General features: G+C 71.7%; 24 protein-coding genes and 1 riboswitch. Of the genes, 21 read left to right on the forward strand and 3 right to left on the reverse strand.

Annotation, left to right across the window (positions count from 1 at the left end):
* The first annotated feature begins 36 nt into the window (after positions 1-36).
* The 12 genes from rplS to NLX94_RS27535 all read left to right on the forward strand — a co-directional run bounded on the left by rplS (position 37) and on the right by NLX94_RS27535 (position 9,921).
* On the forward strand, positions 37-387 hold the full coding sequence (gene rplS, locus NLX94_RS27480; protein WP_254385774.1) for a 50S ribosomal protein L19: 351 nt from the start codon (positions 37-39) through the stop codon (positions 385-387).
* A 44-nt stretch (positions 388-431) separates the two neighbouring features.
* Positions 432-1,286, forward strand: coding sequence for a signal peptidase I (gene lepB, locus NLX94_RS27485; protein WP_374684032.1), 855 nt, complete (start codon positions 432-434; stop codon positions 1,284-1,286).
* Positions 1,279-2,187, forward strand: coding sequence for a signal peptidase I (gene lepB / locus NLX94_RS27490; protein ID WP_308402550.1), 909 nt, complete (start codon positions 1,279-1,281; stop codon positions 2,185-2,187). Before lepB (NLX94_RS27485) ends, lepB (NLX94_RS27490) begins: the two co-directional genes overlap by 8 nt.
* Before the next feature lie 104 nt (positions 2,188-2,291).
* A complete protein-coding gene (gene lepB / locus NLX94_RS27495; RefSeq protein WP_374684033.1) occupies positions 2,292-3,215 on the forward strand; it encodes a signal peptidase I in 924 nt (307 codons plus the stop codon).
* A gap of 104 nt (positions 3,216-3,319) precedes the next feature.
* Positions 3,320-4,036, forward strand: a complete 717-nt coding sequence (gene lepB, locus NLX94_RS27500) for a signal peptidase I (protein ID WP_254385776.1) — start codon at positions 3,320-3,322, stop codon at positions 4,034-4,036.
* Complete coding sequence (locus NLX94_RS27505; RefSeq protein WP_254385777.1) at positions 4,026-4,526, forward strand: NUDIX hydrolase; 501 nt, start codon at positions 4,026-4,028, stop codon at positions 4,524-4,526. Before lepB (NLX94_RS27500) ends, NLX94_RS27505 begins: the two co-directional genes overlap by 11 nt.
* 55 nt (positions 4,527-4,581) lie before the next feature.
* Positions 4,582-4,890 carry a DUF2469 domain-containing protein gene (locus NLX94_RS27510; RefSeq protein WP_005311352.1) on the forward strand — a complete coding sequence of 103 codons (309 nt, stop codon included), beginning with the start codon at positions 4,582-4,584 and terminating at the stop codon, positions 4,888-4,890.
* Positions 4,891-5,020: 130 nt separating this feature from the next.
* Positions 5,021-5,392, forward strand: coding sequence for a YraN family protein (locus tag NLX94_RS27515; protein WP_254385778.1), 372 nt, complete (start codon positions 5,021-5,023; stop codon positions 5,390-5,392).
* Positions 5,392-7,014: a YifB family Mg chelatase-like AAA ATPase gene (locus NLX94_RS27520; protein WP_254385779.1), complete on the forward strand. Its 1,623-nt coding sequence runs from the start codon at positions 5,392-5,394 to the stop codon at positions 7,012-7,014. The genes NLX94_RS27515 and NLX94_RS27520 overlap by 1 nt, the downstream gene beginning before the upstream one ends.
* Positions 7,011-8,195 carry a DNA-processing protein DprA gene (dprA, locus tag NLX94_RS27525; RefSeq protein WP_254385780.1) on the forward strand — a complete coding sequence of 395 codons (1,185 nt, stop codon included), beginning with the start codon at positions 7,011-7,013 and terminating at the stop codon, positions 8,193-8,195. The genes NLX94_RS27520 and dprA overlap by 4 nt, the downstream gene beginning before the upstream one ends.
* A 239-nt stretch (positions 8,196-8,434) precedes the next feature.
* Entirely contained in the window at positions 8,435-9,268 is an 834-nt protein-coding gene (whiG, locus tag NLX94_RS27530) for an RNA polymerase sigma factor WhiG (RefSeq protein ID WP_250743879.1), read from the forward strand.
* Positions 9,269-9,363: 95 nt separating this feature from the next.
* Positions 9,364-9,921, forward strand: a complete 558-nt coding sequence (locus NLX94_RS27535) for a TetR/AcrR family transcriptional regulator (protein ID WP_254385861.1) — start codon at positions 9,364-9,366, stop codon at positions 9,919-9,921.
* Here the strand turns inward: NLX94_RS27535 and NLX94_RS27540 are convergent.
* The gene (locus NLX94_RS27540) at positions 9,875-10,531 is read right to left on the reverse strand and encodes a M23 family metallopeptidase (protein WP_254385781.1); all 657 of its coding nucleotides are present in this window, start codon (positions 10,529-10,531) and stop codon (positions 9,875-9,877) included. The genes NLX94_RS27535 and NLX94_RS27540 overlap by 47 nt on opposite strands.
* Positions 10,532-10,783: 252 nt before the next feature.
* On the opposite strand from NLX94_RS27540, the gene rpsB reads away from it, so the two are divergent.
* The 9 genes from rpsB (at position 10,784) to NLX94_RS27585 (ending at position 20,557) form a co-directional block, all read left to right on the forward strand.
* Entirely contained in the window at positions 10,784-11,689 is a 906-nt protein-coding gene (gene rpsB / locus NLX94_RS27545) for a 30S ribosomal protein S2 (RefSeq protein WP_254385782.1), read from the forward strand.
* A gap of 137 nt (positions 11,690-11,826) precedes the next feature.
* A complete protein-coding gene (gene tsf, locus NLX94_RS27550) occupies positions 11,827-12,663 on the forward strand; it encodes a translation elongation factor Ts (RefSeq protein ID WP_254385783.1) in 837 nt (278 codons plus the stop codon).
* 162 nt (positions 12,664-12,825) lie between these two features.
* Entirely contained in the window at positions 12,826-13,605 is a 780-nt protein-coding gene (gene pyrH / locus NLX94_RS27555; protein ID WP_250743872.1) for a UMP kinase, read from the forward strand.
* Positions 13,606-13,657: 52 nt separating this feature from the next.
* Positions 13,658-14,215, forward strand: a complete 558-nt coding sequence (gene frr, locus NLX94_RS27560; protein WP_254385784.1) for a ribosome recycling factor — start codon at positions 13,658-13,660, stop codon at positions 14,213-14,215.
* The gene (locus NLX94_RS27565) at positions 14,215-15,294 is read left to right on the forward strand and encodes a phosphatidate cytidylyltransferase (protein ID WP_254385785.1); all 1,080 of its coding nucleotides are present in this window, start codon (positions 14,215-14,217) and stop codon (positions 15,292-15,294) included. Before frr ends, NLX94_RS27565 begins: the two co-directional genes overlap by 1 nt.
* Positions 15,295-15,387: 93 nt before the next feature.
* Positions 15,388-16,500, forward strand: a complete 1,113-nt coding sequence (gene rlmN / locus NLX94_RS27570; protein WP_254385786.1) for a 23S rRNA (adenine(2503)-C(2))-methyltransferase RlmN — start codon at positions 15,388-15,390, stop codon at positions 16,498-16,500.
* 68 nt (positions 16,501-16,568) lie between these two features.
* Positions 16,569-16,677: riboswitch (TPP riboswitch) on the forward strand.
* An 84-nt stretch (positions 16,678-16,761) separates the two neighbouring features.
* Positions 16,762-17,859, forward strand: coding sequence for a thiamine ABC transporter substrate-binding protein (locus NLX94_RS27575; protein WP_254385787.1), 1,098 nt, complete (start codon positions 16,762-16,764; stop codon positions 17,857-17,859).
* 59 nt (positions 17,860-17,918) lie between these two features.
* On the forward strand, positions 17,919-19,535 hold the full coding sequence (locus tag NLX94_RS27580; protein ID WP_254385862.1) for an iron ABC transporter permease: 1,617 nt from the start codon (positions 17,919-17,921) through the stop codon (positions 19,533-19,535).
* Positions 19,535-20,557 carry an ABC transporter ATP-binding protein gene (locus NLX94_RS27585; RefSeq protein WP_254385788.1) on the forward strand — a complete coding sequence of 341 codons (1,023 nt, stop codon included), beginning with the start codon at positions 19,535-19,537 and terminating at the stop codon, positions 20,555-20,557. The genes NLX94_RS27580 and NLX94_RS27585 overlap by 1 nt, the downstream gene beginning before the upstream one ends.
* 87 nt (positions 20,558-20,644) lie before the next feature.
* Here NLX94_RS27585 and NLX94_RS27590 read toward each other — a convergent pair whose 3' ends face one another.
* Both NLX94_RS27590 and NLX94_RS27595 read right to left on the reverse strand, forming a co-directional pair.
* Complete coding sequence (locus tag NLX94_RS27590; protein WP_254385789.1) at positions 20,645-21,547, reverse strand: hypothetical protein; 903 nt, start codon at positions 21,545-21,547, stop codon at positions 20,645-20,647.
* An 87-nt stretch (positions 21,548-21,634) separates the two neighbouring features.
* Positions 21,635-22,747 carry an LOG family protein gene (locus tag NLX94_RS27595; protein WP_254385790.1) on the reverse strand — a complete coding sequence of 371 codons (1,113 nt, stop codon included), beginning with the start codon at positions 22,745-22,747 and terminating at the stop codon, positions 21,635-21,637.
* Positions 22,748-22,750 lie beyond the last annotated feature (3 nt).

Consider the following 22,750-nt stretch of genomic DNA (forward strand, 5'->3'; position numbering starts at 1 on the left):
ACCTGTGGCGTCATGCGAAGAAAGCAGACGAATCACATGTCTCACCTGCTCGATGGCGTCAACGCCGCCACCCTGCGTTCGGACCTCCCGGCCTTCCGCCCGGGTGACACCGTCAACGTGCACGTCCGCGTGATCGAGGGCAGCCGCTCCCGTATCCAGCAGTTCAAGGGTGTCGTCATCCGCCGCCAGGGCTCGGGCGTCTCCGAGACCTTCACGGTCCGCAAGGTCTCCTTCAGCGTCGGCGTGGAGCGTACCTTCCCGGTCCACTCCCCGATCTTCGAGAAGATCGAGCTCGTCACCCGCGGTGACGTGCGTCGCGCCAAGCTGTACTTCCTCCGTGAGCTCCGCGGCAAGGCCGCGAAGATCAAGGAGAAGCGCGACCGCTGATCTGCTCCCGGAGTTCAGGGGAAGGCCGGATAGGCTCGCCCCCGATGGACACCGAAGCACCTCACACGCAGCGCGGCCACTCTTCCCCCGGCGAGGGGGAGGGGCGGTCGCGTTTCGTGCTTTCCGGAGCCGGTCCCGCACCTGATGCCGGCCCTGATCCGGTCGCCGGGACGGTCCCGGACGTCGGGACGGACCCGGGTGTCGGGACGGACCCGGGCGTCGAGACGGACCCGGCCGCGGAGGCGGACCCCGGCAAGGCCGGCTGGCTGACCTGGCGGCGCGCCGGGCTGATCGGCGCGGCCTGCACCGTCTTCCTGCTGCTGTTCAGCAATTTCGTGGTCCAGCCCTTCCTGATCCCGAGCCGCTCGATGGAGCCCACGCTCGCCGTCGGGGACCGGGTGCTGGTCAACAAGCTGGCGTACCGTTTCGGCGGCCTGCCGCAGCGCGGGGACGTCGTGGTCTTCGACGGCACCGGCTCCTTCGTACGGGAGGACCCGGACGGGAGTCCCCTCGCCGACGCCCTGCACGGGGCGGCCTCGGCGCTCGGACTCGCCGAGCCCGCCGACACCGATTTCGTGAAGCGGGTCGTGGGCGTCGGCGGCGACGACGTGGTGTGCGACGGGAAGGGCCGGATCAAGGTCAACGGGGTGCCGCTGGACGAGCCGTACCTCTTCCCCGGTGACTCGGGATCGAAAGTGCCGTTCCGCGTCGTCGTGCCCCTTGGGCACCTGTGGGTCATGGGTGATCATCGTTCCCAGTCCCGGGACTCCCGGGACCACCTCGGTGAGCCGGGCGGGGGGATGGTGCCGGTGGAGAAGGTGATCGGGCGGGCCGACTGGATCGGCTGGCCGGTGTCCCGCTGGGGTGGCGCGGGCTCCACGGGCGGCGGCCATGGGTAGCCGCGGGCGGCCGAGGGGCGGCGACCGGTACGAGGACGAGCACGCGGACGCGGACTTTGGCGCGGACCCCTACCTGGCCCCGGAGCCCGAGCCCGAGCCCGACGGGGCCGCCGCGCCCGCGGAGCCCGGCGGCCGGGCCGAACGGCGCCGTCTCGCCCGCCGGGTCCGGCGCAGACGGCGTACCCGCCGGGCGGGGGAGCTGCCCCTGCTGGTGGTGGTCGCGCTCTGCATCGCCCTGATCCTCAAGACCTTCCTCGTCCAGGCCTTCTTCATCCCGTCGGGCTCCATGGAGCAGACGATCCGGATCGGCGACCGGGTCCTGGTGGACAAGCTCACCCCGTGGTTCGGCTCCGAGGTCGAGCGCGGGGACGTGGTCGTGTTCAAGGACCCGGGGGGCTGGCTGGGTGCCGACAGCCTCCCGCCCGCCGAGGACCCGGTGGGCGTCAAGCAGATCAAGCAGGCCCTCACCTTCATCGGCCTGCTGCCCTCGGCGAACGAACAGGACCTGATCAAGCGGGTCATCGGCGTCGGCGGGGACAGCGTGAAGTGCTGCGACTCCCGGGGCCGGGTCAGCGTCAACGGTTCGCCCCTCGACGAGCCCTACGTGAACCCGGGCAACGCTCCCTCGGAGATCCGCTTCGAGGTGCAGGTGCCCGCCGGGCGGATCTTCGTCATGGGTGACCACCGGGCGAATTCCGCCGACTCCCGCTACCACCTCGACGAGGCCCTCCACGGCACGATCGACGTGAAGGACGTGGTCGGCCAGGCCGTGGTGATCGCCTGGCCCTTCGGGCACTGGCAGCGGCTGGAACAGCCCGCCACCTTCCGCATGGTTCCGGACCAGGCGCGCGGCGGTCGCCGCGCGCCCCGTAGGCGCCGGGGCAGCTCCTCGTTCGCATAGTGTGTCCTTGGTCTCCCGCGCCTTAGGGAACTCCCGCTCGTTAGGGGAGGGGAGGGCCCGTGCCTCATCAGGTCCGGGCGTGGATTTCCGAACGAGGAGTGGATGTGGGGGACGTGGCGGTTGGTGCACGGTCCGGACGCGACGAGGGCGGCGAGGAGCCGAACAGCTCCTCCGGATCCGATGCCGTCGAGAACGACGGCGACGCGCAGGACGGCGCCGCGGCACGCCCGCACCGTTCGTTCTGGAAGGAGCTGCCGCTCCTGATCGGCATCGCCCTGCTGCTCGCTCTGCTGATCAAGACCTTCCTGGTGCAGGCGTTCTCCATCCCCTCCGACTCGATGCAGAACACCCTGCAGCGCGGCGACCGGGTGCTCGTGGACAAGCTGACGCCGTGGTTCGGATCGGAGCCCGAGCGCGGCGAGGTCGTGGTCTTCCACGACCCGGCGAACTGGCTGAGCGGGGAGCCCACCCCGGACCCCAACATCGCCCAGAAGGCCCTCAGCTGGATCGGCCTCATGCCGTCCGCCGAGGAGAAGGACCTGATCAAGCGGACGATCGCCATCGGCGGTGACACGGTCGAGTGCAAGAAGGGGGGACCGGTCGTCGTCAACGGCAAGGAGCTCGACGAGCCGTACATCTTCCCGGGCAACACCCCGTGCGACGACTTCCCCTTCGGTCCGCTCACCGTGCCCAAGGGCAAGATCTGGGTGATGGGCGACCACCGGCAGAACTCGCAGGACTCCCGCTACCACCAGCAGGACGCCACCCAGGGCTTCGTACCCGTCAGCGATGTCGTCGGACGGGCCGTCGTGGTCGCGTGGCCGGTCACCCGCTGGTCCACCCTGCCGATCCCGGACACCTACGACCAGCCGGGCATCGGTACGCAGACCAAGGCCACCGCCCTCGGCCTGGGCGCCGCCGGACTGGCGCCGGTCGGGCTCGGCCCGGTAGCGCTCGGGTTCGCCGGCGCGGTGCCGGTCGTGCTCTGGCGCAGGCGGAGGCTGACCGCGGGGCGTACCGGCAGGTAGGGTGCCGCCCAGGTCGACGATCTCCGAGTGTGGGGGCGCTTGAAATGGGCGAAGCACAAGCAATACGAGCAGGTGACGGCGATGGCCGCGGTGCTCTCGGCAGCATGCTGTCGGGAATCGCCGTGGCCATCGGCTTTGTGCTCTTCCTCGGCGGGTTCGTGTGGGGGGCCGTCGTGTACCAGCCGTACACGGTGCCGACCGACTCGATGGTGCCGACGGTGCAGCCCGGGGACCGGGTGCTGGCGCAGCGCATCGACGGGGGCGAGGTCCGCCGCGGGGACGTGGTGATCTTCAAGGACGAGCAGTGGAGCGATTCGCCGATGGTCAAGCGGGTCGTCGGCATCGGCGGGGACACGGTCAAGTGCTGCGGTGCGGGTGGCCGGCTCGTCCTGAACGGCAAGGAACTGGACGAGCCGTACATCGAGGTGGCGAAGCTCGACTTGGAGGGTGCTCCGGAGGTCCCCGCCTCCGGGACGTCGTTCGAGGTGACGGTGCCGGAGGGCAACCTCTTCCTGCTCGGCGACCGGCGCGGAGCCTCGCTGGACTCCCGGGCCCACCTGACGGAGGCCGGACAGGGGACGGTGGCCCGCTCGGCGGTGACGGGACGCGTCGATGCCCTCGCGTGGCCCTCCATGTCGATGGTGGAACGGCCCAAGGCCTACGCCGCCCTGCCCGGCGGGATCTCTGCGGCGGGGCCGCTGCCGCTCCAGGTGGCCGCGGTGGTGGTGGGAGCCGCCCTGGTGGTGCTCGGAGCCGCGTACGGGCCGGTCGTACGGGTTCTCGGGCGCGGGCGGAGGCGGGAGCGGGCCGATGTCGGCTGAGGCGAAGGCAGGGCCGCGGAAGGTGGCCCGGGTGGTCCTGCTGGACCCCGAGGACCGGATCCTGCTGCTGCACGGCTTCGAGCCGGGGAACCCGGCGGACGACTGGTGGTTCACCCCCGGAGGGGGGCTGGAGGGGGCCGAGACCCGGGAACAGGCCGCGCTGCGCGAGCTGGCGGAGGAGACCGGGATCACCGACGTGGAGCTGGGGCCGGTGCTGTGGCACCGCTACTGCTCGTTCCCCTTCGACGGGCGCCGCTGGGAGCAGGACGAGTGGTACTTCCTGGCCCGGACCAGCCAGACGGCGACGGTGCTGGGCGGCCTCACCGAACTGGAGCGCCGAAGCGTCTCGGGGACCAGGTGGTGGACCTCCGAGGAACTTCTGTCGGCCCATGAGACGGTGTACCCGACCAGACTCGCAGAGCTGCTCCGCACGCTGCTCGACGACGGTCCCCCGGGTGCGCCCGTGAACCTGGCCCCGGAAATCGTTTAGGGGCGCACGGGCCTGGCGCACAATAGGGGGACGCACGGCTGAAGGGGAACATGCCATGAGTGCCGAGGACCTCGAGAAGTACGAGACCGAGATGGAGCTGAAGCTCTATCGCGAGTACCGCGACGTCGTCGGGCTGTTCAAGTATGTGATCGAGACCGAACGCCGTTTCTACCTCACCAACGATTACGAGATGCAGGTGCACTCGGTTCAGGGGGAGGTCTTTTTCGAGGTCTCGATGGCCGACGCGTGGGTCTGGGACATGTACAGACCGGCCCGGTTCGTCAAGCAGGTGCGGGTGCTGACCTTCAAGGACGTGAACATCGAGGAGCTCAACAAGAGCGATCTCGAACTTCCGGGCAGCTGAGTCCCTCGCCTGGTTCCACCGCCTGATTCCCTCGCCGGGGTGATGCGGTTGTCCACATCGCCCCGGCCGTCCACCAAGATCCACTGGGTGGGCGGGGACGCGGGATCGTCGGTGCCGGAGGTGGTGCCGGATGAACGCGAAGGGCGTGGCACAGCAGGCATTGGGGCGGTACGGCGAGGACCTCGCGACGCGGAGGCTGGCCGAGGCCGGCATGACCGTGATCGCGCGGAACTGGCGGTGCCGCGGCGGGGAGATCGACATCGTGGCCCGGGACGGGGACGCCCTCGTCGTCTGCGAGGTCAAGACCCGGCGGGCGGGGGAGTTCGAGCATCCCATGGCCGCGCTGCGGCCCGCCAAGGCCGAGCGCTTGCGCAGGCTCGCCGGCCGCTGGCTGGCCGACCACGGGGGACCGCCCCCGGGCGGGGTGCGCATCGACCTCGTCGGGGTCCTCCTGCCGCGGCGCGGCGCGCCCGTGGTGGAGCACGTCAGGGGGGCGGCCTGATGGGGTTCGCACGGGCCTGCTCGGTGGCCCTCGTGGGCGTCGACGGCGTGGTGGTGGAGGTGCAGGCCGACCTGGAGCCCGGGGTCGCCACCTTCGCCCTGGTGGGACTGCCCGACAAGACCCTGGTCGAGAGCCGGGACCGGGTCAGGGCGGCCGTGGTCAACTCGGGCGCCGCCTGGCCGCAGAAGAAGCTCACCGTCGGCCTCAGCCCGGCGTCGGTCCCGAAGAGCGGCGCGGGCTTCGATCTGGCCGTGGCGGCAGCCGTGCTGGGCGCCGCCGAAGTGGTCGACCCGAAGACGATCGCCGACCTCGTCCTCATCGGGGAGCTGGGGCTGGACGGTCGCGTGCGTCCCGTCCGCGGGATCCTGCCGGCGGTCCTCGCCGCCGCCGAGGCCGGATACCGGCAGGTCGTGGTCCCGCAGCAGTGCGCGGCCGAGGCCATGCTCGTCCCGGACGTCTCGGTGCTCGGGGTGCGCAGCCTGCGGCAGCTGATCGCGGTGCTCACCGAAGGGGAGGTCCCCGAGGAGGATCCGCCGGATCCGCCCGGGCGGCCGGACCCGATGCTCGCCGGGCTGGTCGTCCTGGGCGCCGGACTCGGCACCGGGGTGGCCCGCGACGGCGACGGGCGGGACGTCCCGGATCTCGCCGACGTCGCCGGACAGCACGCGGCGCGCCGGGCCCTGGAAGTGGCGGCCGCCGGGGGGCACCACCTCTTCCTGAGCGGACCGCCGGGCGCGGGCAAGACGATGCTGGCCGAGCGGATCCCCTGGATCCTGCCCCCGCTCACCCGGCAGGACTCCCTGGAGGTCACGGCCGTCCACTCGGTCGCGGGAATCCTCCCCCCGGGCGAACCGCTCGTCGCCCGGCCCCCGTACTGCGCCCCGCACCACTCGGCGACCATGCAGTCCCTCGTCGGGGGCGGGGCCGGGGTGGCCAGGCCCGGGGCGGTGTCACTGGCACACCGGGGGGTGCTGTTCCTCGACGAGGCCGCCGAGTTCAGCAGCAAGGCCCTGGACGCCCTGAGGCAGCCCCTCGAAGCGGGACACGTGGTCATCGCCCGGGCGGCCGGGGTGGTGCGCCTGCCGGCCCGGTTCCTGATGGTGCTGGCCGCCAACCCCTGTCCCTGCGGGCGGCACACCCTGCACGGGACCGGATGCGACTGCCCGGCCTCGGTGGTCCGCCGCTACCAGGCCCGGCTGTCGGGGCCGCTGCTGGACCGGGTGGACCTGCGGGTGGAGGTCGAGCCGGTCACCCGCTCCGATCTGCTGGGGCGCGGCGGCCGCGGCGAAGCCACGGCGCTGGTCGCGGCCCGGGTCCGGGAGGCCCGCGACCGGGCGGCCGTCCGGCTCGACGGCACCCCCTGGCGGCTCAACGCGGAGGTCCCGGGCCACGAACTGCGGACCCGCTGGCCCGCCGAGCCGGGAGCACTGGCCCAGGCCGAGCGGGACCTGGAGCGGGGCCTGCTGACCGCACGGGGGCTCGACCGGGTGCTCCGGGTCGCCTGGACGGTGGCCGACCTGAGGAGCCGGGACCGCCCCGACGCCCTGGACGTGGCGGTCGCCCTCGAACTGCGCACCGGGATCGCCCGCGGAGCCGCCGCGCACCTGGACGCCGCCTCATGACCGCCGCGACGCCGGCCCCGGGAACCGGCCCGGTGCCGGAGGCGGAGCCCGCGGACGAACTGCTCGCGCGGGCCGCGCTGACCCGGGTCCTGGAACCCGGCGAGGAGCACGGCGGGCGCTGGCTGCGGACGTACGGGGCCGTCGGGCTGATACGGCTGCTGACCGGGCCCGTACCGGAGCCCGGGGTGCTGACCGGGGTCGGCGCCGAGCGGCTCGCCGGATACCGCCGCCGGGCCGCCGCCGCCGATCCCCGGCGGGACCTGGCGGTCGCCGCCGGGGCCGGGGGACGGTTCCTCTGCCCCGGGTCGGCGGAGTGGCCGAGTCAGCTGGACGACCTCGGCGACGCCCGGCCCGTCGGGCTGTGGGTGCGGGGCAGGCCGGGCCTGCGGGCCTGGGCCCTGCGCTCCGTGGCGGTCGTGGGAGCCCGCGCGTGCACCCCGTACGGGGCACACATGGCCCAGACCCTCGCCGGTGAACTCGCCGAGCGCGGCTGGGTGGTCGTCTCGGGCGCCGCCTACGGGATCGACGGCGCCGCCCACCGCGGCGCCCTCGCCGCCGGCGGGGCCACGGCAGGGGTGCTGGCCTGCGGGGTGGACGTGCCCTACCCGCGCGGGCACGCCGGACTGCTCGGCCGGATCGCCGCCCAGGGACTGCTGCTCGGAGAGCTGCCGCCGGGCAGCCATCCCACGCCGAGCCGTTTCGTCCTGCGCAACCGCGTCATCGCGGCCCTGACCCGGGGCACGGTCGTCGTGGAGGCGGCCCACCGCAGCGGGTCCCTGGTCACCGCCCGGCGGGCCCAGGCGCTGGGGAGGATCACCATGGGCATCCCCGGTCCGGCCACCAGCGGACTGTCGGCCGGGGTGCACGAACTGCTGCGCGGGGAGGCCTCGCTGGTCACGGACGCGGCGGAGGTCATCGAGCTGGTCGGAGGGATGGGGGAGCTGGCCCCCGAGCGGCGGGGCCCGGTGGTCGCCCGGGACCTGCTGGGTCCCGAGGTGGTCCGGGTGCTCGACGCCCTTCCGGCGGGGCGCCGCGCCGATCCGGAGGAGGTGGCCCTCGCGGCGGGCACCGGCACCGATGAAGTCATCGGCAGACTGTACGAACTTCACTCTCTGGGGTTCGTCGAACGGCAGGGCGACGGCTGGCAGTTGACCCCGAAGCGGCCGGGAGGAGGCGCATAAAGCGGAGCCACCCGGCGAGGCGGTCGTTGACCTGGGGCGTTCCGGTGAAAGAGTGAAGCCGATGAGAGACGCGGTCTTCCCGGTGGCACCCGCCGGGACCGTGCGCCAGGCGCCGGTCCCGGGTCGCCCGCGCGAGTCGGGGCGCCCTTGCGGGCCCGCGCGATCCCGTACTCTTCGCGCACCGCGACACTTCCGTCACGCTACGCTCCCAAGGAATCCGGCTCCGGCAAAGGCGAAGCATGCCCCAGCACACCTCAGGGTCCGACCGCGCTGCGGTGCCCCCCGCTGCGCGCGGCAGCGAGCGGTCCACCGCGCCCTCGTCCCTGGAGGTGCTGTGGCGCTCGTACAAGGACTCGGGTGACGAGCGGCTGCGGGAGCAGCTGATCCTGCACTACTCGCCCCTCGTGAAGTACGTGGCGGGCCGGGTCAGCGTCGGCCTGCCGCCCAATGTGGAACAGGCGGACTTCGTCTCCTCCGGAGTCTTCGGACTGATCGACGCCATCGAGAAGTTCGACATCGAACGGTCCATCAAGTTCGAGACGTACGCGATCACCCGCATCCGCGGCGCGATGATCGACGAGCTGCGGGCGCTGGACTGGATCCCCCGCTCGGTGCGGCAGAAGGCGCGCGCGGTGGAACGGGCCTACGCCACGCTGGAGGCCCAGCTGCGGCGCACCCCGACCGAGCACGAGGTCGCCGGGGAGATGGGCATCGGGGTGGAGGATCTCCACGCCGTTTTCAGCCAGTTGTCGCTGGCCAACGTGGTCGCCCTGGAAGAGCTGCTGCACGTGGGCGGCGAGGGCGACCGCCTCTCCCTGATGGACACCCTGGAGGACACCGCCGCGGACAACCCGGTGGAGGTCGCGGAGGACCGGGAGCTGCGCCGGCTGCTGGCACGGGCCATCAACACGCTGCCCGAGCGGGAGAAGACGGTGGTGACCCTCTACTACTACGAGGGCCTCACGCTCGCCGAGATCGGCAACGTCCTCGGGGTCACCGAGAGCCGCGTCAGCCAGATCCACACCAAGTCGGTCCTGCAGCTGCGGGCGAAGCTGGCGGACGTCGGGCGCTGAACCCGGACACCGGGTCGGGGGCGGGGCCGAGACCGTGCGACGGCCTTGCGGTACATCCGTAGAGTGGACGCGTGCCCAGGATTCGAGCGGCCTCCGTGGCCGAGCACCGGTCGATGCAGCGCGGCGCCCTGTTGGACGCCGCGCGTTCCCTGCTGTCCGAAGGCGGGACGGAAGCGCTGACCTTCCCCGCCCTCGCCGAGCGGACCGGCCTCGCCCGGTCCTCCGTGTACGAGTACTTCCGGTCCCGCGCGGCCGTCGTCGAAGAGCTGTGCGCGGTGGACTTCCCCGTGTGGGCGGCCGAGATCGAGGCGGCGATGTCCGAGGCGGAGACGCCGGAGGCCAAGATCGAGGCGTATGTGCGCAGCCAACTGGGGCTGGTGGGGGACAAGAGGCACCGGGCGGTGGTGGCGATCTCGGCGAGCGAGCTGGACGCCGGGGCGCGGGAGAAGATCCGCGCGGCGCACGGCAGCCTGATCGCGATGATCGTGGAGGCGCTGGCCGCGCTCGGGCAGGCGGAGCCGAGGCTGGCCGCGATGCTGCTCCAGGGCGTGGTGGACGCCGCCGTCCGGCGGATCGAGGCGGGCGCGGGGGAGGAGCCCGTCGTGGTCACGGACGCGGCGGTGGCGATGGCCCTGCGGGGCGTCCTGGGCTGATCCGCCCCGGCTCGGGCTCCGCCCCGGGATCCGGGTCCCGCTCGGGACCCGGGCCGCGGATCCCCGCCAGAGGGAGCAGGCGGGGGGCCGGGCGGGGGAGGAGCGCCAGGGGGTTGAGGTAGGCCTCCGCGCGGAGGAGCCCCCAGTGGAGGCAGGAGCGGGGGCAGTGCCGGCCTTCCGTGAGGAGGGCCACCACCTGTCCCGTCGTGACCTCGGCGCCCTCCGCCACCAGGGGGCGGACCGGCTCGTAGGTCGTGCGCAGGCCGTTCGGGAGGGTCAGGGAGAGGACTCCGCGGCCCGCCACCTGGCCGGCGTAGTGGACCCGGCCCGGGCCCACCGCGCGTACCTCCGTGCCCACCGGGGCCGCCAGGTCCACCCCGCGGTGTCCCGCCGCGTACGGGGTCGGGGGCGGATCCCACCAGCGGACCACCGTGAGCGGGGCGGGGAGCGGGCGCCCGCCTGCGTCCCCCGCGGTGCCCGGCGGCCGCGGCGGCGCCGGGGCGGCCGGAGACGGGGGCGGGCCGGGGGCGGCCGGAGACGGCCCCGGTGCGGGGCCCGCGGGAAGAGCCAGGGTCAGTGTCAGGGCCAGGGTGAGCAGCAGCTTTGTCATGGGCCTCAGGATTCCGCCCGCGGGGCCGGTCCCGCCCGGGCCTGTGGACGGGCGGGGCGCTGTGGACAACCGCGTCATCCGGCATACCACCGGGTCCCGTACACTTCTTGTGGCGATCCGGGTCACCGGGTCGACTTCGCACGCCCCAGCACCGGTCTCTCAGGCCAGGTGACAGCGTCTCTCGGTCCCCTCTTCGGGGGCAGGGCGCGACAGGGGCGTCAGGAACCAAACCGAGAAAACAAGGAGATGGCCATGGCCGTCGTAACGATGCGGGAGCTGCTGGAAAGCGGCGTCCACTTCGGTCACCAGACCCGCCGCTGGAACCCGAAGATGAAGCGCTTCATCTTCACGGAGCGCAACGGCATCTACATCATCGACCTGCTGCAGTCGCTGTCGTACATCGACCGCGCCTACGAGTTCGTGAAGGAGACCGTCGCCCACGGCGGTTCCATCATGTTCGTCGGTACCAAGAAGCAGGCCCAGGAGGCCATCGCCGAGCAGGCGACGCGCGTTGGTATGCCCTACGTCAACCAGCGGTGGCTGGGTGGCATGCTCACCAACTTCTCCACCGTCTACAAGCGCCTTCAGCGTCTGAAGGAGCTTGAGGCGATCGACTTCGAGGACGTCGCCGCCTCGGGTCTCACCAAGAAGGAGCTCCTGGTCCTCTCCCGCGAGAAGATCAAGCTGGAGAAGACCCTCGGTGGTATCCGCGAGATGTCGAAGGTCCCCAGCGCCGTCTGGATCGTCGACACCAAGAAGGAGCACATCGCCGTCGGTGAGGCGCGCAAGCTCCACATCCCGGTCGTCGCGATCCTCGACACCAACTGCGACCCCGACGAGGTCGACTACAAGATCCCGGGCAACGACGACGCGATCCGCTCCGTCACCCTGCTCACCCGCGTGATCGCCGACGCCGTCGCCGAGGGCCTCATCGCCCGTTCCGGTGCCGCGACCGGTGACTCGAAGCCGGGCGAGAAGGCCGCCGCCGAGCCGCTCGCCGAGTGGGAGCGCGACCTCCTCGAGGGCGAGAAGAAGGCCGACGACGCCGAGGCCGCTCCGGCCGAGGCCGCTGTCGAGACCCCGGCCGTCGAGGCCGAGGCCGCTCCGGCCGCCGAGGTTGTCGCCGAGGCTCCGGCCGCCGACGCCGAGCAGGCCTGACCCACTGAGAGCGCCCGGCGTTCACGCGCCGGGCACTCGCAGCACGGACGATGACGGCGGGGGAGCCGCACGCCACAAGCGTGCCTCCTCCGCCGTTCACCCGTAGATCTACGACTTCGAGAGAGAATCACAGACTCATGGCGAACTACACCGCCGCTGACGTCAAGAAGCTCCGCGAGCTCACCGGCGTCGGCATGCTTGACTGCAAGAACGCTCTGGTCGAGGCCGACGGCGACGTCGACAAGGCCGTCGAGGCGCTCCGTATCAAGGGCCAGAAGGGCGTCGCCAAGCGCGAGGGCCGCTCTGCCGAGAACGGTGCCGTCGTCTCCCTCATCTCCGACGACAACACCTCCGGTGTCCTCGTCGAGCTGAAGTGCGAGACGGACTTCGTCGCCAAGGGCGACAAGTTCCTGGCCGTCACCGAGGAGCTCGCCGCGCACGTCGCAGCGACCTCCCCGGCCGACATCGAGGCGCTGCTCGCGTCCGAGATCGCCCCCGGCAAGACCGTGCAGGCGTTCGTCGACGAGGCCAACGCCAACCTCGGCGAGAAGATCGTCCTGGACCGCTTCGCGCAGTTCACCGGCGGCTACGTCTCGGCGTACATGCACCGCACGATGCCCGACCTGCCGTTCCAGATCGGCGTCCTGGTCGAGCTCGACAAGGAGAACGCCGAGGTCGCCCGCGGCGTCGCGCAGCACATCGCCGCGTTCGCGCCGAAGTGGCTGTCCGCCGAGGACGTTCCGGCCGAGGTCGTCGAGTCCGAGCGTCGCGTGGCCGAAGAGGTCACCCGCGCCGAGGGCAAGCCGGAAGCCGCGCTGCCGAAGATCGTCGAGGGTCGTGTCAACGGCTTCTTCCGCGACAACACGCTGCTCGGCCAGGCGTACGCCCTGGACGCCAAGAAGTCCGTCCAGAAGGTTCTGGACGAGGCCGGTGTCACCCTGGTGCGCTTCTCGCGCATCAAGGTCGGCATCTGAGTCCGTCCGTACGCGACGGACACCGGACCCCGGTAGGGTCTGAAGCAGTCGCCCGCGTTCGCGCAGGGCGACCGCAGATCTGACGAGGAGGCCATTGCCGTAGAGGGAACCGCGAGGACCCACCGGCAATGGCCTTCTTCGTATGTGCACGAGGAGATCTCCATGAATCAGGGCGTGGACACCCACACCGCTTCCGACGACAAGAGCGACCAGGACAAGAAGGGCCGCCGCTTCATGCTGAAGCTGTCGGGCGAGGCCTTCTCCGGTGGCGGAGGACTGGGCGTCGACCCCGACGTAGTCCACGCCATCGCCCGCGAGATCGCCGCGGTGGTCCGCGACGGCGCGGAGATCGCCGTGGTGATCGGCGGCGGAAACTTCTTCCGCGGCGCCGAACTCCAGCAGCGCGGCATGGACCGGGCCCGGTCCGACTACATGGGCATGCTCGGCACGGTCATGAACTGCCTCGCCCTCCAGGACTTCCTGGAGAAGGAAGGCATCGACTCCCGCGTCCAGACGGCCATCACCATGGGCCAGGTCGCCGAGCCGTACATCCCGCTGCGCGCCGTGCGCCACCTGGAGAAGGGCCGCGTCGTCATCTTCGGCGCCGGCATGGGCATGCCCTACTTCTCCACCGACACCACGGCCGCCCAGCGCGCCCTGGAAATCGACGCGGAAGCCCTGCTCATGGGCAAGAACGGCGTCGACGGGGTCTACGACTCCGACCCGAAGAAGAACCCGGACGCGGTGAAGTTCGACGCGCTGGAGTACAGCGAGGTGCTGTCGCGCGACCTCAAGGTCGCCGATGCCACCGCCATCACGCTGTGCCGCGACAACAAGCTGCCGATCCTGGTCTTCGAGCTGCTGGCCGAGGGCAATATCGCGCGCGCCGTCAAGGGTGAGAAGATCGGCACGCTCGTGAGCGACCAGGGCACCCGGGCCTGAGCAGGCCCCCGTCCGCCTGAACCATCCATTTTCTGACATGCAGGAGCACGTGGTGACCGAAGAGATCCTCCTCGAGGCCGAGGAGAAGATGGAAAAGGCCGTCGTCGTCGCCAAGGAAGACTTCGCCGCGATTCGCACCGGTCGTGCGCACCCGGCGATGTTCAACAAGATCGTGGCGGAGTACTACGGCGCCATCACGCCCATCAACCAGCTCGCCTCCTTCTCGGTCCCCGAGCCGCGCATGGCGATCGTGACCCCGTTCGACAAGAGCGCCCTGCGCAACATCGAGACGGCCATCCGCGACTCCGACCTGGGCGTCAACCCCAGCAACGACGGCAGCATCATCCGGGTGACCTTCCCCGAGCTGACGCAGGACCGCCGCAAGGAGTACATCAAGGTCGCGCGCACCAAGGCCGAGGACTCCAAGGTCTCGATCCGCGCCGTCCGCCGCAAGGCGAAGGACGCCCTCGACAAGCTCGTCAAGGACAAGGAAGCCGGCGAGGACGAGGTGCGCCGCGCCGAGAAGGAGCTCGACGACACCACCGCGAAGTACGTCGCGCAGGTGGACGAGCTCCTGAAGCACAAGGAAGCCGAGCTCCTCGAAGTCTGATGAACGACACTTCCTGGCAGCCGGAGCCGGTTCCGGCGGGTCCCGCCTACGATGCGCTGGTGGGCCCGCACACTCGGCCCATGCCCATCGTGCCCGATGCCGCCGGCCGTGACTTCGACGACCGGGAAGCACGCGATCGGGGGGCCGCCGCTGACGGCGGCTCCCTCTTCCGCGCCGATACGCCGCCGCAGGAGCCCATGCCCAGCCCCCCGCCGACGCCGCCTTCGCCGGCACCGCAGGACGCCTCGCCACCGCCTCAGAAGAAGCGTGCCGGGCGGGACCTGCGTGCCGCCATAGGGGTCGGAGTGGGCCTCGGCGCGGTGATCTTCGCCTCGCTGCTGATCGTCAAGGCCGTCTTCGTCGGCGTCGTCGTCGTGGCGGTCGTCGTCGGCCTGTGGGAGCTCACCTCCCGGCTCCAGGAGAAGAAGGGCATCAAGGCCCCGCTGGTCCCGCTCGCCATCGGCGGCGCGGCCATGGTCATCGCCGGATACGTCCGCGGGGCCGAGGGCGCCTGGGTGGCCATGGCGCTGACGGTCCTGGCGGTCCTCGTCTGGCGGATGACCGAGCCGCCCGAGGACTACCTCAAGGACGTCACGGCGGGTGCCTTCGCGGCGTTCTACGTGCCCTTCCTGGCCACGTTCGTCGCGATGCTGCTCACCGCCGACGACGGGCCGCAGCGGGTGATCACCTTCCTGCTCCTGACGGTGGTCAGCGACACCGGGGCCTACGCGGTCGGCTGGCGCTTCGGCAAGACCAAGCTCGCCCCGCGCATCAGCCCCGGAAAGACCCGCGAGGGGCTCTTCGGAGCGGTGGCCTTCGCGATGGGGGTCGGCGCGCTGTGCATGGAGTTCCTGATCGACGGGGGCGTCTGGTGGCAGGGCCTGGTGCTCGGCTTCGCCGTCGCCGTCAGCGCCACCCTCGGTGACCTCGGGGAATCCATGATCAAGCGGGATCTCGGGATCAAGGACATGGGCACCCTGCTGCCGGGCCACGGCGGCATCATGGACCGGCTGGACTCGCTGCTGCCGACGGCCCCGGTGGTGTGGCTGCTGCTCGCCCTGTTCGTCGGTACCGGCTGACCTGCGAAAAGACGCCCGTACAGGCGGGGCGGTTACTCTTGGAAGGCGCGCTGCTTCTGCGGCGCGCCTTTCGTCTTACAAGGAGTACCTGCCATGGCCCGCCCTGTTCCGGGAGAGCTCACTTTCGTCGCCCCCAAGGGAGCGAAGAAGCCGCCCCGGCACCTCGCCGACCTCACCCCCGAGGAGCGCCGGGAGGCGGTCGCCGCGATCGGTGAGAAGCCCTTCCGGGCCAAGCAGCTCTCCCAGCACTACTTCGCCCGGTACGCGCACGACCCGGCCGAGTGGACCGACATCCCGGCCGCCTCCCGCGAGAAGCTCCAGCAGGAGCTGCTGCCGGACCTGATGAACGTCATCCGCCACATCTCCTGCGATGACGACACCACCCGCAAGACCCTGTGGAAGCTGCACGACGGCACGCTCGTCGAGTCCGTACTGATGCGCTACCCGGACCGGGTCACCATGTGCATCTCCTCGCAGGCCGGCTGCGGCATGAACTGCCCGTTCTGCGCCACCGGCCAGGCCGGTCTCGACCGCAACCTGTCGACGGCGGAGATCGTCCACCAGATCGTCGACGGCATGCGCGCCCTGCGCGACGGCGAGGTCCCCGGCGGGCCGGCCCGGCTGTCGAACATCGTCTTCATGGGCATGGGCGAGCCGCTCGCCAACTACAACCGCGTGGTCGGCGCCATCCGCCGCCTCACCGACCCGGAGCCCGACGGCCTGGGCCTGTCCCAGCGCGGGATCACCGTCTCCACCGTGGGCCTGGTCCCGGCGATGCTCCGCTTCGCCGACGAGGGCTTCAAGTGCCGCCTCGCCGTCTCCCTGCACGCCCCGGACGACGAGCTGCGCGACACCCTGGTCCCCGTGAACACCCGCTGGAACGTCCGCGAGGTGCTCGGCGCGGCCTGGGAGTACGCGGAGAAGTCCGGCCGCCGGATCTCCATCGAGTACGCCCTGATCCGCGACATCAACGACCAGGCCTGGCGCGGAGACCTGCTCGGCAGGCTGCTCAAGGGCAAGCGCGTGCACGTCAACCTGATCCCGCTGAACCCGACGCCGGGCTCGAAGTGGACCGCCTCGCGGCCCGAGGACGAGAAGGCCTTCGTCGAGGCCATCGCCCGCCACGGGGTCCCGGTGACCGTGCGCGACACCCGTGGCCAGGAGATCGACGGCGCGTGCGGCCAGCTCGCCGCCTCGGAGCGCTGATCCTCGCGATTTCCGCCAGTTAAGGTTTGCTTTCGGCCACGGGGTACCCTGTGGCCGAACCAAATTTCATATTCCGACAGGGGAGCGCCACAGCGCTGAGAGTGCGGTAACCGTCACCGCAGACCCTCTGAACCTCGCCCCGGTCATTCGGGGTAGGAAGTTCGGTCATCACTCAAGCTGTTGCGCCCTGCCCGGCGTCCGCTCCACAGAGCGCCGGGCGGGGCCGCGTCTTCTCCTGGACATCCCAGGAGGAATTCACCAGTGAGCACCACCAAGAAGATGGCGGGCGTCGCGCTCGCGGCCGCGCTCGGCGTCACCACGCTCAGCGCCTGCGGCGGCGAAGCCAAGGACAAGTCCGCCGGGGCGACCGACGCCCCCAAGAGCAAGACGATCACCCTCGTCTCGCACGACTCCTTCAACGTGACCGACACGGTCCTCAAGGAGTTCGAGCAGCAGAGCGGCTACACCGTCAAGGTCCTGAAGTCCGGCGACGCGGGCGCGGCGCTGAACCAGGAGATCCTCACCAAGGGCTCCCCGCGCGGCGACGTCTTCTTCGGCGTGGACAACACGCTCCTCTCCCGGGCCCTGGAGAACGGCATCTTCACGCCGTACGAGGCCAAGGGGCTGGCCGGGGTGAAGCCCGAGTTCGTGCTCGACAAGGAGCACCGGGTCACCCCCGTGGACTCCGGCGACATCTGCGTGAACTACGACAAGGCCTACTTCGCCGACAAGAAGATCGCCCCGCCGCAGACGCTGGACGACCTGATCAAGCCGGAGTACAAGAACCTCCTCGTCGCCGAGAACGCTTCGACCTCCTCGCCCGGTCTCGGCTTCCTCCTCGCCACCGTCGGCAAGTACGGCGACGAGGGCTGGAAGGACTACTGGACCAAGCTGAAGGCCAACGGCGTCGAGGTCGTCGACGGCTGGGAGCAGGCCTACAACGAGCGCTTCTCCGGCTCGGCGGGCGGCAAGAAGGCCAAGGGCGACCGCCCGCTGGTCGTCTCCTACGCCTCCAGCCCGCCGGTCGAGGTCCTCTACGCCGACCCGCAGCCGGCCGAGGCCCCGACGGGCGTCGCGACGGGCACGTGCTTCCGGCAGACCGAGTTCGCGGGCCTGCTCAAGGGCGCGAAGAACGAGGAGGGCGGCAAGGCGCTCCTGGACTTCCTGATCTCCAAGAAGTTCCAGGAGGACATGCCGCTCCAGATGTTCGTGAACCCGGTGACCAAGGACGCGGTGCTGCCCGAGCTGTTCACCAAGCACGGCGTGGTCATCGAGAAGCCCGAGACGGTCGCCCCGGAGGCCATCGCCAAGAACCGCGACCAGTGGGTCAAGACCTGGTCCACCCTCGTCGTGAAGTAGGACGGGTGAGCAAGGCTGCGAAGGAGAGCGGGCGGGCCACGGCCGTCAGGCTCGGTCTGATGGCCGTGCCGCTCGTCTTCTTCGGGCTGTTCTTCGCGTACCCCGTCGCCGCGATCGTCGGGCGCGGGCTCAAGACCGACGCCGGCTGGCAGTTCGGCCGGATCGGCGAGGTGCTGGCCCGGCCCGACATCGGCGACGTGCTCTGGTTCACCACCTGGCAGGCGCTCGCGTCCACGGCGCTCACGCTCCTGATCGCACTCCCCGGCGCGTACGTCTTCGCGCGCTTCGAGTTCCCCGGCAAGCAGCTGCTCCGGGCGCTCGTCACGGTGCCGTTCGTGCTGCCGACCGTCGTGGTCGGCACCGCGTTCCTGGCGCTCGTAGGGCGGAACGGTCTGCTGGACGAGGTGTGGGGGATCCGCCTCGACACGACCGTCTGGGCGATCCTCCTCGCGCACGTCTTCTTCAACTACGCCGTGGTCATCCGCACGGTCGGCGGCCTGTGGGCGCAGCTCGATCCGCGCCAGGAGGAGGCCGCCCGGGTGCTGGGCGCCGGGCGGTTCGCCGCCTGGCGGCGGGTGACGCTGCCCGCGCTGGTCCCGGCGGTGGCCGCCGCCTCGCTGATGGTGTTCCTCTTCACCTTCTCCTCCTTCGGCGTCGTGCAGATCCTGGGCGGGCCCGCGTACTCCACCCTGGAGGTGGAGGTCTACCGGCAGACCGCGCAGCTCCTGGACCTGCCGACGGCCGCCGTGCTGACGATGGTGCAGTTCGCCGCCATCGGCGGGATCCTCGGCGTGCACGCCTGGACCGTGCGCAAGCGGGAGACCGCGCTGCGGCTCGTCGACCCGGGCAGGACCACGCACCGGCCGCGGGGCTGGGCCCAGCGCACCCTGCTCGGCGGGGTGCTGCTGACGGTGGCGCTGCTGATCGTCCTCCCGCTCGGGGTGCTCGTGGAACGCTCCCTCGACGCCCCGGGCGGCTACGGGTTCGGCTTCTACCGGGCGCTCCAGGAGGTGGGCGCCGGCGGCGGAACGTTCCTGGTGCCGCCGCTGGAGGCGATCTGGAACTCCCTGCAGTACGCGCTCGCCGCCACCGCCATCGCGCTGGTCGTCGGCGGGCTCGCGGCCGCGGCGCTGACCCGCCGCGCGGGCCGTTTCGTACGGGGCTTCGACGCGCTGCTGATGCTCCCGCTGGGGGTGTCGGCGGTGACCGTCGGCTTCGGCTTCCTCATCACCCTCGACGAGCCGCCGCTGGACCTGCGGACCTCGTGGATCCTGGTGCCGCTGGCCCAGGCGCTGGTGGGCGTTCCCTTCGTCGTACGGACCATGCTGCCGGTGCTCCGCGCGGTCGACGGACGGCTCCGGGAGGCCGCCGCCGTGCTCGGCGCCTCACCGCTGCGGGCCTGGCGGGAGGTGGACCTGCCGATGGTGCGGCGGGCCCTGCTGATCGCGGCGGGCTTCGCCTTCGCCGTGTCCCTCGGGGAGTTCGGGGCGACCGTGTTCATCGCGCGGCCCGACCATCCGACGCTGCCGGTCGCCGTGGCGCGGCTGCTGGGGCGGGCCGGGGAGATGAACTACGGCCAGGCGATGGCCCTGAGCACGATCCTGATGCTGACGTGCGCGGTGTCCCTGCTCCTGCTGGAGCGGCTGCGACCCGACAAGACCTCCGGAGAGTTCTGATGACCCTGCTTCAGCTGGAAGGGGTGTCGGTCCGCTTCGGTGAGCGCGCGGTCGTGGACGCCGTGGACCTGGCGGTCGCCGAGCACGAGACCGTGTGCGTGCTGGGGCCGAGCGGGAGCGGCAAGTCCACTCTGCTCCGGGTGGTGGCCGGGCTCCAGCCCGTCGCCGGCGGGCGGGTGCTGCTGGGCGGCGCGGACCAGGCGGCGGTGCCCGTGCACCGGCGGGGGGTGGGCCTGATGTTCCAGGACCACCAGCTGTTCCCGCACCGGGACGTGGGCGGGAACGTCGCCTTCGGCCTGCGGATGCGGGGGGCGCCGAAGCAGTCCTCCGAGGCCCGGATCACCGAGCTCCTGGAGCTGGTCGGGCTCCCCGGGGCGGAGGGCCGGGCGGTGGCCTCGCTGTCCGGCGGCGAGCAGCAGCGGGTCGCGCTGGCGCGGGCGCTGGCGCCGTCGCCGCGGCTGCTGATGCTGGACGAGCCGCTCGGGCAGCTCGACCGCGGGCTGCGGGAGCGGCTGGTGGTGGAGCTGCGGGGGCTGTTCTCGCGGCTGGGCACGACCGTGCTGGCCGTCACGCACGACCAGGGCGAGGCGTTCGCGCTGGCCGACCGGGTCGTGGTGATGCGGGACGGGCGGATCGCGCAGGCGGGGACTCCGCTGGAGGTATGGCAGCGGCCGGCGTCGGAGTTCGTGGCGCGGTTCCTGGGCTTCGAGAACGTGGTGCCGGCGGTGCTTTCGGGTGGGGTGGCGGTGACTCCGTGGGGGGAGGTCCCGGTTCCGGCCGGGGCGGCGGAGGGGGAGCGGCGGGTGCTGATCCGGCCGGCCGGGGTTGTGCTGGTGCCCGAGGGGCTGGGGTGCGAGGTGGTGTCGCGGACCTTCCGGGGGACGCATGTCGCGCTGTCGTTGCGGCCGGGGGTCGGGCCCGTGCTGGAGGCGGAGTGCGGGTTGGAGGGGGCGCCGGCGGTCGGGGACCGGGTCTCGGTGGCCTTCGCCCCGGGCGAGGTGGTCGTGCTGCCGGGGGAGTAGGGCCGCTGCCTGGGGCGGAGTCCCCTACCCGCCCTTCGCCCGTTCCCCGGGCTGCGCGCGGGGCGGGTAGGGGACAGCCCCGCAGGGTTAGGCGACCGGGACCGGTTCGGCGGGGGTGTCCGCTTCTGCGCCCTCGTGGTTGCCGTACCAGGCGACTGCGACGGCGCCCGTTACCGCCAGGACGAAGCCCAGGACCGCCAGCCAGGCCAGGCCGGGGCGGGAGGCGTCGCCGAGCCAGAGGACGCCGATGGCGCCCGGGAGTACGGTTTCGCCGACCACCAGGGCCGCGGTGGCGCCGTTCACCGAGCCGATCTGGAGTGCCACCGTGTGGAGGTACATGCCGCCGACCCCCGCCAGGACGATGGCGTAGAGGGCCGGGTCGGAGAGGAGGGCGGTGAACGAGAACGGCTCGACGCCGTTCAGGATGCGGACCCCGACGCCCAGCGCGCCGAACGCCAGACCCGACAGCAGGCCCGCCAGGATCGCGGCCCGCGCGCCGAGGAACCGTACGGCCACCGTGCCGCCCACGATGATCAGCGCGGTCACCCCCAGCAGCCACCAGTGCGTGGCCGCCGGCGCGTAGTGGCCGCCTTCGTGGCCCGCCGCCGTCGCCAGCAGGACCAGGGCCGCGCAGACGACCCCGATGGAGGTCCATTCCTTGCGGGTCAGCCGGATGCCGAGCATCTTCACGCTGAGCACGGCGGTGATCACCAGGTTGGCGCTGATGACGGTTTGAGAGAGGAACAGCGGCAGGAGCCGCGCGGCCAGGGCGCCCAGGCCGAAGCCCACGAAGTCCAGGATCGTGCCGACGATGAACTCCCAGGTCATCGCGGCCTTCGCCGTGGAGGTGAGGTTCGGGCCGCCGTGCTGGGTGACCCCGGCGGCGGCGGGCGACATCCGGGCCGCCCGCCGGGAGCCCACGGCTTGGAGGACGGATCCCGTGCCGTAGCAGATGGACGCCGCGATAGCGGTCAGCAGGCCTATGAGCACCCGAGGGCTCCGTTCACGTCTGGCAGGTTTTACGTAGTGCGTACCTCTTCCAGACGTGTGAAACGGGTCTGAAGTTGCCTGGCCGGGTCAGCTCATTGCGGCGAGGGCCGCCGGGACCTCGGTCACCGAGTCGACCAGGGCGATCCGGGACTCCATCGCCCGGCCCCGCGCCAGGGCCTGGAGCAGCGGCCAGGCGGGCAGCCGTTCGGTCCAGTGGGCGCGGTCGACCAGGACCATCGGGGTCGGCTCGCCCCGGGACTCGTAGTGGTTGGGCGTCGCGTTGTCGAATATCTCCTGGACCGTGCCCGCCGCGCCGGGCAGGAAGACCACGCCCGCGTTGGACCGGGCGAGCAGTCCGTCCTCGCGGGTGGCGTTCGCGAAGTACTTGGCGATGTGCCCGGCGAAGGGGTTCGGCGGCTCGTGTCCGTAGAACCAGGTCGGGATGCCCACCGAGTCGCCGCCGGTGACCGCCGGCCAGCGTTCCCGTACGGCGAAGGCCGCGAGCGCCCAGTCGGAGACGGAGGGGGTGAAGGAGGGGGCCTTGGCCAGCATCCGCAGGGCTTCGGGCAGGGCCTCGTCGGGGGCCGGGGCGAGGTACGCGCCGAGGTTGGCCGCCTCCATCGCGCCCGGGCCGCCGCCGGTGGCCACGGTCAGCCCGGAGCGGGTCAGCGTCCGGCCGAGCTCGGCGGCGCCCCGGTAGGCGTCCCCGCCGCGGGCCATCGCGTGGCCGCCCATGACCCCGACGACGCGGGCGCCGGCGAGGTGTTCGTCGAGGGCGTCGGAGATGGCGTCGTCGTGGATGGACCGCAGCATCGAGGAGTAGATGTCGCCGTCGGCCTTGGTCTCCTGGAACCAGGCGTACGCCTCGGCGTCAGGGGTGGCCTCGTAGCCGGCGGACAGCCCGGTGAAGAGCTCCTCGGCGGTGTAGAGCAGGCCGCGGTAGGGGTTGAACGGCAGGTCGGGCACGGGCGGGAAGACCAGGGCGCCGTCCGCGCGCACCTTGACCGAGGCGTCCGGTTCCATCGCGCAGCCCAGGAACACGGCGGCCGAGGTGTCGGCGGACAGCAGGGCGAAGGTCCGCTCCAGCAGGTTGACCGACTGGATCCGGTAGCCGCTGAGCGAGCCGCGTGCCACGACCCGGTCGAATTCGGCGAGGGTCTCGATCTCGATGTCGTTGGAGTCGGGGTATCGGTTGACCATCCG

The organism is Streptomyces sp. TBY4, from assembly GCF_024213195.1.
Taxonomy (GTDB): domain Bacteria; phylum Actinomycetota; class Actinomycetes; order Streptomycetales; family Streptomycetaceae; genus Streptomyces.

What these genes read in the sequence shown, in the direction of transcription:
- NLX94_RS27510 (WP_005311352.1), top strand. Translation starts at nt 4,582, where the DNA reads ATGAGTGCCGAGGACCTCGAGAAGTACGAGACCGAGATGGAGCTGAAG.
- pyrH (WP_250743872.1), top strand. Translation starts at nt 12,826, where the DNA reads ATGAATCAGGGCGTGGACACCCACACCGCTTCCGACGACAAGAGCGAC.
- whiG (WP_250743879.1), top strand. Translation starts at nt 8,435, where the DNA reads ATGCCCCAGCACACCTCAGGGTCCGACCGCGCTGCGGTGCCCCCCGCT.
- dprA (WP_254385780.1), top strand. Translation starts at nt 7,011, where the DNA reads ATGACCGCCGCGACGCCGGCCCCGGGAACCGGCCCGGTGCCGGAGGCG.
- rlmN (WP_254385786.1), top strand. Translation starts at nt 15,388, where the DNA reads ATGGCCCGCCCTGTTCCGGGAGAGCTCACTTTCGTCGCCCCCAAGGGA.
- lepB (WP_254385776.1), top strand. Translation starts at nt 3,320, where the DNA reads ATGCTGTCGGGAATCGCCGTGGCCATCGGCTTTGTGCTCTTCCTCGGC.
- NLX94_RS27540 (WP_254385781.1), bottom strand. Translation starts at nt 10,531, where the DNA reads ATGACAAAGCTGCTGCTCACCCTGGCCCTGACACTGACCCTGGCTCTT.
- NLX94_RS27515 (WP_254385778.1), top strand. Translation starts at nt 5,021, where the DNA reads ATGAACGCGAAGGGCGTGGCACAGCAGGCATTGGGGCGGTACGGCGAG.
- NLX94_RS27520 (WP_254385779.1), top strand. Translation starts at nt 5,392, where the DNA reads ATGGGGTTCGCACGGGCCTGCTCGGTGGCCCTCGTGGGCGTCGACGGC.
- tsf (WP_254385783.1), top strand. Translation starts at nt 11,827, where the DNA reads ATGGCGAACTACACCGCCGCTGACGTCAAGAAGCTCCGCGAGCTCACC.
- NLX94_RS27505 (WP_254385777.1), top strand. Translation starts at nt 4,026, where the DNA reads ATGTCGGCTGAGGCGAAGGCAGGGCCGCGGAAGGTGGCCCGGGTGGTC.
- lepB (WP_308402550.1), top strand. Translation starts at nt 1,279, where the DNA reads ATGGGTAGCCGCGGGCGGCCGAGGGGCGGCGACCGGTACGAGGACGAG.
- NLX94_RS27580 (WP_254385862.1), top strand. Translation starts at nt 17,919, where the DNA reads ATGGCCGTGCCGCTCGTCTTCTTCGGGCTGTTCTTCGCGTACCCCGTC.
- lepB (WP_374684032.1), top strand. Translation starts at nt 432, where the DNA reads ATGGACACCGAAGCACCTCACACGCAGCGCGGCCACTCTTCCCCCGGC.
- rpsB (WP_254385782.1), top strand. Translation starts at nt 10,784, where the DNA reads ATGGCCGTCGTAACGATGCGGGAGCTGCTGGAAAGCGGCGTCCACTTC.
- rplS (WP_254385774.1), top strand. Translation starts at nt 37, where the DNA reads ATGTCTCACCTGCTCGATGGCGTCAACGCCGCCACCCTGCGTTCGGAC.
- NLX94_RS27595 (WP_254385790.1), bottom strand. Translation starts at nt 22,747, where the DNA reads ATGGTCAACCGATACCCCGACTCCAACGACATCGAGATCGAGACCCTC.
- NLX94_RS27585 (WP_254385788.1), top strand. Translation starts at nt 19,535, where the DNA reads ATGACCCTGCTTCAGCTGGAAGGGGTGTCGGTCCGCTTCGGTGAGCGC.
- NLX94_RS27565 (WP_254385785.1), top strand. Translation starts at nt 14,215, where the DNA reads ATGAACGACACTTCCTGGCAGCCGGAGCCGGTTCCGGCGGGTCCCGCC.